The organism is Candidatus Dactylopiibacterium carminicum (assembly GCF_014736495.1).
GTDB lineage: Bacteria > Pseudomonadota > Gammaproteobacteria > Burkholderiales > Rhodocyclaceae > Uliginosibacterium > Uliginosibacterium carminicum.
Window position 1 is genome coordinate 20,539 of sequence record NZ_MDUX01000044.1, and the last position, 10,002, is coordinate 30,540.

Below are 10,002 nucleotides of genomic sequence, written 5' to 3' on the forward strand. Positions count from 1 at the left end.
GCTGGTATGGTCGGCAAGGCCGGGCTGCTCCGGATAAGGAGTAGCCCGGCTTTTGGCATTTCACCCGCGCGTGGCGATGAAGCGCTTCACAACCTCCTGAATATCGGCCGGCAGCACCACCATCTTGGAGTTGTCCGATGCCGACAGGGCTTCCATGGCCTTGATGTACTTCTCGCCCAGAATGAACATCGCGGGCGCGCTCTGCTCGCCGATCGCTTCAGCTACCCGGCGAATGGCCTCAGCCGAAGAGGTTGCCAGCGCGACTTGCGCATTGGCATCGCGCTTGGCGGATTCCAGGCGTGCTTCGGCCTCCAGGATCGCCGCCTGCTTGCTGCCTTCGGCACGCGTCACCTGCGCCTTGCGCTCGCGCTCGGCTGCGGCCTGCATTTCCATTGCACGTTGCATGGACTCTGAGGGCTTGATGTCCTGGATCTCCACGGTCTTGATGCTGATCCCCCAATCCAGGGCCTCGTCGGAGATGCTCTCGCGCAGCCGCGCCTTGATGCGGTCACGGGATGAAAGAGCTTCATCCAGCTCCATCTCGCCGACAATGGAGCGCAGCGTGGTCATCACCAGGTTGCGGATCGCCTCGGCAAAGTTGGTGATGCCATAGACGGCGCGGATCGGATCGGTCACCTTGATGAAGGCGATCGCGTTGGTGAGGATCACTGCGTTGTCGCGCGTGATCACTTCCTGCTCCTGGACATCGAGAATGATGTCCTTGGTGGTGACCTTGTAGGCCACGCGGTCCAGATACGGAATCAGCACGCTTAGACCAGGCTTCAGCGTGACGTGGTATTTGCCCAGGCGCTCGACCACCCATTCGTCGCCCTGCGGCACGATACGGATGCCCTTGGCGATGGTGACAAGTACGAATACCAATAGGGCGACGACGACAATCAGACTCTCCATGGTCATTTCTCCAGGCAAGTGAACGAAGCCCGCATGCTAGCAGCAGCAAGGCAGACAGCCAAAAGCCGTCTGCCCTTGAAGGGGGCGTCCCCCCATCAGGAATTCAAGAGCAGCCACGAGCGGCCGGTAAGCACAGCACTAGCGGCCACCACAGAGCTGCAGGAGAAACGCATGAAGATCACCGACAGCACACTCCAGATGGAGAGCCAGTCGCTTGCCTGGCAGCGTAGCGAAACCCGCGAGCAAATCAGCATCAGCGTTGGCTCCCCGCCATCCGAGGAGCAGGACAGTACGCCGGAGCTTTCGACCGAAGCCGTGGCCATCTCGCAGGCGGACCCGAGGTTGCCAACGGCCGGCGAAGCACTGGATCCTCGCTTGCGGATGCTCGTTGCCATCGTTGAAGCCCTCACCGGACGCAAGCTTTCGCTGTTCAACAACAACATCCCGCAGGACAGCCTGGCCACCGCCGAGGTTCCAGCACAGCCCACCGAAGCAGCAACGCCCTGGGAGATCCGCATCGATACCAGCCGTATCGAAGAGCAGTTCGAATCCACAGCCTACTCCGCACGCGGCAGCGTGACGACAGCCGATGGCCGGCAGATCGATTTCTCTCTGGACATGGTGATGCAGCGCTACGAGTACCAGGAATCCAATACCTCCATCCGCATGGGCAATACGAAGTTGACCGACCCGCTGGTGCTCAATCTCGCCACCGATCAGGTACGCCTGCGTGCCGGCAGCTACAGCTTCGACCTGAATTTGGATGGCCGCCCCGATCAGCTGGCACAACTCGAGGCCGGCAGTGCCTATCTGGCACTGGATCGCAACGGTAACGGTCAGATCGATGATGGCCGCGAACTCTTCGGCCCACAAAGCGGCAATGGGTTCAGCGAGCTGGCGGCATTCGACGAGGACGGAAACGGCTGGATCGATGAAGCTGACAGCGTGTATTCGCAATTGCGTCTGTGGCGACCCGACGAATCCTCGCAGACGCTGGCCGAGGCAGGCGTAGGAGCCATCGCGCTGATGCACGCGAACACACCCTTCAGCCTGCGAGAAAACGGCGAAACCCTGGGCGTCGTGCGCAGCAGTGGCGTATTCCTGACCGAGGACGGCGAGGTCCGCAGCATCCAGCAGATCGATCTGGCGGTCTAGGGACAATACCGTCTTTGAAGCGATGCCATCATTCCGGCGTTCGCCGGAATGATGGCATCGCAAAAGAATCGAGACCTGAGTGAGCGGTGTCAGGTCTAGAGGCTGCAGCCCACACGGTTTCGCCCTCAAACATAACGTCTGAGGGCAAAACCGTATCAGTCGTCGACCAGCTGCAGCTCCATGCTGGCCACGGTCACGTTGACCGCACGCGTGGCCTTCTCGCCTCGTTCCGCAAGACGCTGACAGGCAAGGGAGAAGCGCTGCACCATGGAAGTCGTCAGGCGTGCCTGGAAATGCTCGGCGCACTCTTCCGAAGCCAGCGCCAGCGCAGCCGGCGTGATTTCCAGATAACGCGCCTCGGTGCGCGAAACGATGGTGGCCATCTGCTTGTGCTCCTGCTTGTCGAGATAGGCCGACTCACCGAACGCCTCACCAGGCTTGATCACGTCAACCACGCGATCCTGGATTGAAAGCTCCACCTCGCCTTCGAGCAGGATGCCGAAGCGCTGGTCGGTATTGCCTTCACGCATGATCTGGGTCATCGGCTCGACGAAGCGCCAGGTGGAAAAACGCACCACTTCCCAGATCTCGACATCCTCGAATTCGGTGAAGAAGGGCAGCCTGCGGATTTGTGCGAAGCGAGAGCTGTCGGGCACACGTTCATTTTCGTCGTAGATCTTGAACTGGATGCCGGAGAGATCCTTGGCGAATTCCGCACCGTTGCGGTAGCGCGAATAGAGATCTTTCTCCAGCGCCTTGCGGATCACCACATCCATCGGCTCGGGCACATCGGGATTCAGGGTATTGGCCGAGGGCGGATCGGTGTTGATGATCTTATAGACAAGCTGCCCCGGATTCTTGGCCCGAAACGGCAGGCGCCCGGTGAGCATGTAGAACAGCACCACGCCCAGCGAATACAGATCGGTTTTCTGGTTCAGCGGATAGTTCTTGATTTGCTCGGGCGACATGTAAGCCGGCGAGCCCACCCCCATGATGAAGGTCGAATCGCGGTCGCTCTTCTTGTTGACGTTCATCGCCAGGCCGAAATCCGTGATCTTCACGTTGTCTTCGGCGTCCACCAGGATGTTGGCGGGCTTGATATCGCGATGCACGATCCCCTGGCGATAGGCGTAATCCAGCGCCATGCAGCATTTGAAGATGATGCTGGTGGTGCGGGGGACCGGCAGGATTTTCTCGAAGCTGCAGTATTCCTCGAGCGAGGTGCCCGGGAAATACTCCATCACGATGTAGGCCTCTTCCTCCTCAATCACCGTATCGTAGATCTTGATGATATTGGGGTGATCGAGCTTGCCGGCCACCGAGCTTTCGGCGCGTAGCAGCTTGAGCATGCGCCGGTTCCACTTGGCCTCGTCCTTACCCTTCTCCCGGAAGGAGATGTACTTCAAGGCCACGGGTTCGGGGTAGTAGGGATTCTCGGCGAGGTACACGATAGCCGTGGCCCCGCGTCCTATCTCGCGGACAATCTTGTACTTGCCGATTCGCTCGGGAAGGCTTGCCATGGTGCAGTGTCAGCTGTACGCCCATACGAAGGCCGGTGAGCAATCTTAACGAAAGTCCGGAGCGAATCGAGAAAAAAAGCACAGGCGCTCTTGAAATGGCGACCTTCGCCCCAAATTCCCGCAGGTAGATCTTTCAGGAGAACGCTTCACATGAGTCAGGAACAGGACAAGGCCGCCCCCGAAAACTTCGATCAGAAGGCTTCCGCCGCAGAAGTCGCCGCCAATGATGACCAGGGCGCGCAGACCGGGCCGGACACCCTGCCCGGCCTTGAGGAACAGCTGCGCCAAGCCGAACTGCTGGCCACCGAGCATCACGACGCCTGGCTGAGGGCCAAGGCCGAGGCCGAGAACGTGCGTCGCCGTGCCCAGGAAGATATCGCCAAGGCGGCCAAGTTCGCCATCGAGAAGTTCGCCAGCGAGCTTCTGATGGTCAAGGACAGCCTGGAACAGACTCTGGCAGTGGAAGCGCCCAGCATCGAATCCATTCGCGAAGGCGCGGATCTCACACTGAAGAACCTTGCCAAGGCTTTCGAAAAGAGCGGCATCGAGGAAATCAATCCGGTCGGCGAGAAGTTCGATCCGCACAAGCACCAGGCCATTTCCGCCATCCCTTCGGATCAGCCGGCGAACACTGTGGTGCAGGTATTCCAGAAAGGTTATCTGCTTGAGGGTCGCGTGTTGCGCCCGGCACTGGTTGCTGTCGCCCAGTCAGCCTGAAAGCCTTGAAAACCCCACGGCAATCCCCAGTTTCTGGTCAGGAATGAACAACAAGCGTCCAGCGACGCTTCATCGGACGAAATTCAGGAGTAATTGAACATGGCAAAGATCATCGGTATCGACCTTGGCACCACCAACAGCTGCGTCGCCATCATGGAAGGCGGCACGCCCAAGGTCATCGAAAATTCGGAAGGTGCGCGCACGACGCCCTCCATCGTCGCCTACATGGAAGAAGGCGAAGTCCTCGTCGGCGCCCCCGCCAAGCGACAAGCCGTGACCAATGCCAGGAACACGCTCTACGCAGTCAAACGCCTGATCGGTCGCCGTTTCGAAGAAAAGGAAGTGCAGAAGGACATCAACCTGATGCCCTACACCATCGTCAAGGCTGACAACGGTGACGCCTGGGTGGAAGTGCGCGGCAAGAAGATGGCACCGCCGCAGATCTCCGCCGAAGTGCTGCGCAAGATGAAAAAGACCGCGGAAGATTACCTGGGTGAAGAAGTCACTGAGGCCGTCATCACGGTACCGGCCTACTTCAATGACAGCCAGCGTCAAGCCACCAAGGATGCCGGTCGCATCGCTGGTCTGGATGTGAAGCGCATCATCAACGAACCGACCGCCGCAGCCCTGGCCTTTGGCCTGGACAAGGCCGGCAAGAAGGATCAGAAGATCGCCGTGTTCGACCTCGGTGGTGGCACCTTCGACATCTCTGTCATCGAGATCGCTGACGTCGACGGCGACAAGCAATTCGAAGTGCTCGCCACCAATGGCGACACCTTCCTGGGCGGCGAAGACTTCGATCAACGCCTGATCGACTTCATCGTCAGCGAGTTCAAGACCCAGAACGGTATTGACCTGTCCAAGGACGCCATCGCCCTGCAGCGCATCAAGGCCGCGGCTGAACGCGCCAAGATCGAGCTGTCGTCGAGCCAGCAGACCGAGATCAACGAGCCCTACATCACCATGGCCAATGGCGCCCCTGCGCACTTGACCCTGAAGATCACGCGCGCCAAGTTCGAGTCGCTGGTCGAGGAGCTGGTCAACAACACCATCGAGCCCTGCCGCAAGGCACTCAAGGATGCCGGTCTCTCCGTCTCCGACATCGACGACGTGATCCTCGTCGGCGGCCAGACCCGCATGCCCAAAGTACAGGAGAAGGTGCGCGAATTCTTCGGCAAGGACGCCCGCAAGGACGTGAACCCTGACGAGGCAGTCGCCGTGGGCGCAGCCATCCAGGGTGGCGTGTTGCAGGGTGACGTGAAGGACGTGTTGCTGCTCGACGTCAGCCCCTTGTCGCTGGGCATCGAGACCCTGGGCGGCGTGATGACCGCCATAATCAAGCGCAACACCACGATCCCGACCAAGCATTCGCAAGTGTTCTCGACGGCCGACGACAATCAGCCCGCCGTGACCATCAAGGTCTACCAGGGCGAACGCGAAATGGCCGCTGGCAACAAGCTGCTGGGTGAATTCAATCTTGAAGGCATCCCGCCCGCACCGCGCGGTGTGCCGCAGATCGAGGTCACCTTCGACATCGACGCCAACGGCATCCTGCACGTAAAGGCGGCAGACAAGGCTACCGGCAAGGAAAACAAGATCACCATCAAGGCCAACTCCGGTCTGTCGGAAGACGAAATCCAGAAGATGGTGAACGACGCGGCTGCGCATGCCGAAGAAGACAAGCGCCAGCATGAGCTGATCGATGCCCGCAACCAATGCGACGCGTTGATTCACACCACCCGCAAGGCGCTCACCGAACATGGTGACAAGGTTTCTGCCGACGAGAAGGAAAAGATCGAAGCCGCCCTGAAGGATGCCGAGGAAGCGATCAAGGGATCCGACAAGGCCGATATCGAAGCCAAGGCACAGGCGCTTGCCGTAGCAAGCCAGAAGCTTGGTGAAGCCATGTATGCCCAACAGCAGGCCGAGAGTGGAGCACCGGGTGCTCAGGCCGAAGCCCAAGCGGCGGACGACAATGTGGTGGATGCGGAATTCACTGAAGTCAAGGACAAGAAGTAATTCCCCCTTCAACCGCAAAGGCGCCAAGGAGCGCAAAGAGCCCCGGTAGTTCAGGCGCGCTCTTTGCGCTCTTGCCTTGAGGAAGAGTCATGGCAAAACGAGATTACTACGAGATCCTTGGCGTCAATCGCGACGCTTCGGACGATGACATCAAGAAGGCCTATCGCAAGCTGGCCATAAAGTTCCATCCGGACCGCAACCCGGATGACAAAAGCGCGGAAGACAAATTCAAGGAGGCCAAGGAAGCCTACGAGATCCTTTCCGACAGCCAGAAACGAGGCGCCTATGACCGCTACGGACATGCTGGCGTGGATCCCTCGGCAGGCGGTGGCGGTGGCGGGGGCGCACAGGGCTTTGGCGATTTTGGCGATGCCTTTGGCGGCATCTTCGATGAAATCTTCGGCGGTGGCCGTGGTGGCGGTGGCGGTTCGCGTGTCTATCGGGGTGGTGACCTGCGCTACAACCTCGAAATTTCGCTGGAAGAAGCTGCACGCGGCGTCGAAAAAACCATCCGCATTCCGGTGCAGGAAGAATGCGGTAGCTGCCACGGCTCGGGCGCCAAGCCCGGTACCCAACCCAAGACCTGCCCCACCTGCGGTGGTGCCGGCCAGGTACGCATCCAGCAAGGCTTCTTCTCGATCCAGCAGACCTGCCCGAAGTGCCATGGTTCAGGCCGCATCATCACCGACCCGTGCGGCGATTGTCATGGTGCCGGTCGCGTGAAGAAGCAGAAGACACTGGAAGTGAAGATTCCGGCGGGTATCGACACCGGCATGCGTCTGCGTCACGCCGGCTTTGGCGAACCCGGTGTGAATGGTGGCCCGTCCGGCGATCTCTTTGTCGAGATCCACATCAAGCAGCATCCGGTATTCGAACGTGAAGGCGATGATCTGCATTGTGAAATGCCGATCAGTTTCGTGACAGCCGCACTGGGAGGGGAAATCGAGATCCCGACACTGGATGGTGCCGCGGTATTGAAGATCCCGGCCGAAACGCAGTCAGGCAAGATCTTCCGCCTGCGCGGCAAAGGCATCAAGAATGTGCGCAGCGGCTATCACGGTGATCTGCATTGTCATGTGGTGGTTGAAACGCCGGTACGCCTCACGGATCGCCAGAAAGAGCTGCTGCGCGACTTCGACGCCTGCTGCAAGGATGGCGGCGATGCGCACAATCCGCGTGCGAAATCCTGGATGGACAAGGTGCGGGATTTCTTCAACACCTGACAACCGAAGCCTTCCCGCACGATTTCAATGCAAAGGCCCGCGATCCGCGGGCCTTTTTGTTGCCTGCCTCAAAACGAAAGAGGCCTTCGGGGGAAAGAGCTGCCGTGCCAGTGGAAAACGCAGGAAGCAGAGCCTTGGGCGTGTCAGGGCCGTCCGAAAGAATACTCCTTGGGATTAAGTGGTTCGATACGCAGGAACGGCAGATCTCCCTGCTTCAAGGTCAGCCAGCGAACCTCCACCTTGTTGCCGCCACGCCGCAATCCGGTGTTGAGCCACTGCGTCAGCCGCGCCTTGTCACGCGCTGGTACTGACACGATCAGATGCATTGGTTCAGAACGAGCCGCCGCAAATCCGGCTGCCTCCTCGACAACCACGCCCAGCGCCGATCCAGGACGCGTCAGTTGCTCGGGTGGCAACCCCATGAAGCTGCCTTTCCAGATTTCCAGCACCACCAGGCGCCCCTTTTCGTTGCGCACGGCAGTCTTGACGATGTCCGACTGGACCGGAATTTTGCTGCGCGCAATGCGTGCATCGAAGGCTCGGGCATCGACCACATCGGTATCACGCGTCGCCATCCAGGCCTGTAATGTTTCACTCTGGCACTCCTTGGCCACGGATTCTGGCGAGCAGTCGTTCCGAGGCCCTGTCGCAGATCCGGAGAACCCTGGCTTCAATCCCGAACAAGCAGCCAAAAGAAACGCCGCAAACAGCAGATGAGACAGATGACGCATATGCTTCTCCTTGGGGCAGGAGCTCCTACCAGCTCTTCTGCCGATCGAACTGCTGGCGGATCTGGCGCAGATAGGCTTCATCCTCCGCCCCTTGAGCTGGCGCCGAGCCTGCCGAGTGAGCAGGCCCGATCGGCAAGCTGGCAGACGCGGCAGACGAAGCTGCATGCTCCTCCAACAGCAGAGGTTCTGCGCCGCCAGTCTGGGGGAGCGAATGCAACAATGCGTCGCCATCAGGAACGGAAGGCCTCGAAGGCACGGCCTCGTCTACCGCCCGCGCGACATCCGGCTCAGCCAGCTGCGGCCCAGCCTCGAGCGCCTGATCCCCGCCGCTGATGAGATGCCAGACCACCACCATCACGAACACACCAAGCGCCGCCACGCCAGCAAACACGACGGCCCGAGGCCTGCGCTTCGGTGAAGTGCCGGCAGCATGGGCGATTTCCACATCGACAGCCATGGAGAATCCAGGCAGGCGCGTGGCAGGCGCCTCTTGCTCCACGGAAATCGATACCGCGGCACCACATTTCACGCAGAAAGCAGCACCAGGACGAAGTTCACAATTGCATTGCGCGCACAGCATGGTTCCGTCGCCCTGTTCCCCGTCTTCGTCCATATCAACGCAGGCTGGTACCACAGGCCGCGCAGAACTGATCCTCGTCGCTGATTTCCACGCCACACGCAGGGCACAGTTGTTTGGTGGCCGTCGGCGCGGCCTGCATCTGCTCGCCTTCACCGGCACGCAGACGCTCAGCCGCACGACGCACATCATCCATTCGACGCTGAGCCTCCAACGCTGTCTCGTCCAGATCGATCCCGGCGGAAAACTCCAGCCAGGTCAACACCGCGACCATGGCCGGCATCATCGCAAGCTGAATCGCCCCGGGTTTCCTAGACAGCCCCGAGCTTCATGAAATACTGTTTTTCATAGTCTATCGGAGACATGCCATTTGCGTGGCTGTGTCGCCGTTTCGGGTTGTAGAACATCTCGATGTAATCGAACACGTCACGGCGGGCATCCTCGCGTGTTGGATAGATTTTGCGTTTGATCCGCTCGCGCTTGAGCAGCTGGAAGAAACTTTCTGCGACTGCGTTGTCGTGGCAGTTTCCTCGGCGACTCATGCTGCCCTTGAGCTTGTTGGCGCGCAGGAACGACTGCCAATCGTCGCTGCTGAACTGGCTGCCCTGATCCGAATGAACCATGACCTCCTGCGTCGGCTTGCGGTGCCAGACGGCCATCAGCAAGGCGTTCAGTGCGAGGTCTGCCGTCATCTGAGCACTCATCGACCAGCCCACGACCTGTCGCGAGAACAGATCCAGGACTGCCGCCAAAAACAGCCAGCCCTCATGCGTGCGGATGTACGTAATGTCAGTCACCCAGACCTTGTTCGGTTCGCTCACGTCGAACTCGCGCTGAAGATGGTTCGGTGACACGTTGGCAGGACAGCCCCCCCGTAGCGGCCCGGCCGACGCCCATAGCCCGTCAGGGACTTGAGGCCGATCTGGCGCATCAGCCGAGCAACACGATGCTTGCCGCAGGATTCGCCCAGATCGCGCAGGTCATGCGTGATCTTACGGTAACCATACACGGCACCACTTTCCAGCCAGCACTGCTTGATCAGGCCTTCAATGCGCTGATCTTCCAGGGCAGGTGCAGACAGCGGCTGGGCTTGTGCCAGGCGTAGTACCCACTCGGATGGACCCGCATGACCTTGCACATGCGTCGGA

At 59.9% G+C, this 10,002-nt stretch carries 9 protein-coding genes and 1 pseudogene; 4 read left to right on the forward strand and 6 right to left on the reverse strand.

Going from position 1 to position 10,002, the window contains the following annotated elements:
* Positions 1–60 precede the first annotated feature (60 nt).
* Positions 61–918 carry an SPFH domain-containing protein gene (locus BGI27_RS12625; protein WP_095525218.1) on the reverse strand — a complete coding sequence of 286 codons (858 nt, stop codon included), beginning with the start codon at positions 916–918 and terminating at the stop codon, positions 61–63.
* A gap of 165 nt (positions 919–1,083) precedes the next feature.
* Between BGI27_RS12625 and BGI27_RS12630 the strand changes: the two genes are divergently transcribed.
* Positions 1,084–2,067, forward strand: a complete 984-nt coding sequence (locus tag BGI27_RS12630; protein ID WP_095525219.1) for an FG-GAP repeat domain-containing protein — start codon at positions 1,084–1,086, stop codon at positions 2,065–2,067.
* 155 nt (positions 2,068–2,222) lie between these two features.
* Here the strand turns inward: BGI27_RS12630 and BGI27_RS12635 are convergent, their stop codons facing one another.
* Complete coding sequence (locus BGI27_RS12635; protein WP_095525220.1) at positions 2,223–3,587, reverse strand: serine/threonine-protein kinase; 1,365 nt, start codon at positions 3,585–3,587, stop codon at positions 2,223–2,225.
* Between the two features lie 150 nt (positions 3,588–3,737).
* On the opposite strand from BGI27_RS12635, the gene grpE reads away from it, so the two are divergent.
* The 3 genes from grpE (at position 3,738) to dnaJ (ending at position 7,546) form a co-directional block, all read left to right on the forward strand.
* Positions 3,738–4,304, forward strand: a complete 567-nt coding sequence (gene grpE, locus BGI27_RS12640; protein WP_095525221.1) for a nucleotide exchange factor GrpE — start codon at positions 3,738–3,740, stop codon at positions 4,302–4,304.
* A gap of 99 nt (positions 4,305–4,403) precedes the next feature.
* Positions 4,404–6,323 (forward strand): molecular chaperone DnaK, encoded by a 1,920-nt coding sequence (dnaK, locus tag BGI27_RS12645; protein ID WP_095525222.1) that lies wholly within the window; start codon positions 4,404–4,406, stop codon positions 6,321–6,323.
* An 89-nt stretch (positions 6,324–6,412) separates the two neighbouring features.
* Positions 6,413–7,546, forward strand: coding sequence for a molecular chaperone DnaJ (gene dnaJ / locus BGI27_RS12650; protein WP_095525223.1), 1,134 nt, complete (start codon positions 6,413–6,415; stop codon positions 7,544–7,546).
* A 143-nt stretch (positions 7,547–7,689) separates the two neighbouring features.
* Here the strand turns inward: dnaJ and BGI27_RS12655 are convergent, their stop codons facing one another.
* The 4 genes and pseudogenes from BGI27_RS12655 to BGI27_RS12670 form a co-directional block, all read right to left on the reverse strand.
* Positions 7,690–8,121, reverse strand: coding sequence for a hypothetical protein (locus tag BGI27_RS12655; RefSeq protein WP_095525224.1), 432 nt, complete (start codon positions 8,119–8,121; stop codon positions 7,690–7,692).
* 181 nt (positions 8,122–8,302) lie between these two features.
* Positions 8,303–8,734, reverse strand: a complete 432-nt coding sequence (locus tag BGI27_RS12660) for a hypothetical protein (protein WP_141239761.1) — start codon at positions 8,732–8,734, stop codon at positions 8,303–8,305.
* A 157-nt stretch (positions 8,735–8,891) separates the two neighbouring features.
* Positions 8,892–9,128 carry a zinc ribbon domain-containing protein gene (locus BGI27_RS12665; RefSeq protein WP_170943034.1) on the reverse strand — a complete coding sequence of 79 codons (237 nt, stop codon included), beginning with the start codon at positions 9,126–9,128 and terminating at the stop codon, positions 8,892–8,894.
* Between the two features lie 37 nt (positions 9,129–9,165).
* Positions 9,166–10,002 (reverse strand): annotated as a pseudogene (locus BGI27_RS12670) (IS3 family transposase); the annotation flags it as partial.

Coding starts and splice junctions, on each gene's coding strand:
- BGI27_RS12625 (WP_095525218.1), bottom strand. CDS start 918: ATGACCATGGAGAGTCTGATTGTCGTCGTCGCCCTATTGGTATTCGTA.
- BGI27_RS12630 (WP_095525219.1), top strand. CDS start 1,084: ATGAAGATCACCGACAGCACACTCCAGATGGAGAGCCAGTCGCTTGCC.
- BGI27_RS12635 (WP_095525220.1), bottom strand. CDS start 3,587: ATGGCAAGCCTTCCCGAGCGAATCGGCAAGTACAAGATTGTCCGCGAG.
- grpE (WP_095525221.1), top strand. CDS start 3,738: ATGAGTCAGGAACAGGACAAGGCCGCCCCCGAAAACTTCGATCAGAAG.
- dnaK (WP_095525222.1), top strand. CDS start 4,404: ATGGCAAAGATCATCGGTATCGACCTTGGCACCACCAACAGCTGCGTC.
- dnaJ (WP_095525223.1), top strand. CDS start 6,413: ATGGCAAAACGAGATTACTACGAGATCCTTGGCGTCAATCGCGACGCT.
- BGI27_RS12655 (WP_095525224.1), bottom strand. CDS start 8,121: ATGGCGACGCGTGATACCGATGTGGTCGATGCCCGAGCCTTCGATGCA.
- BGI27_RS12660 (WP_141239761.1), bottom strand. CDS start 8,734: ATGGCTGTCGATGTGGAAATCGCCCATGCTGCCGGCACTTCACCGAAG.
- BGI27_RS12665 (WP_170943034.1), bottom strand. CDS start 9,128: ATGGTCGCGGTGTTGACCTGGCTGGAGTTTTCCGCCGGGATCGATCTG.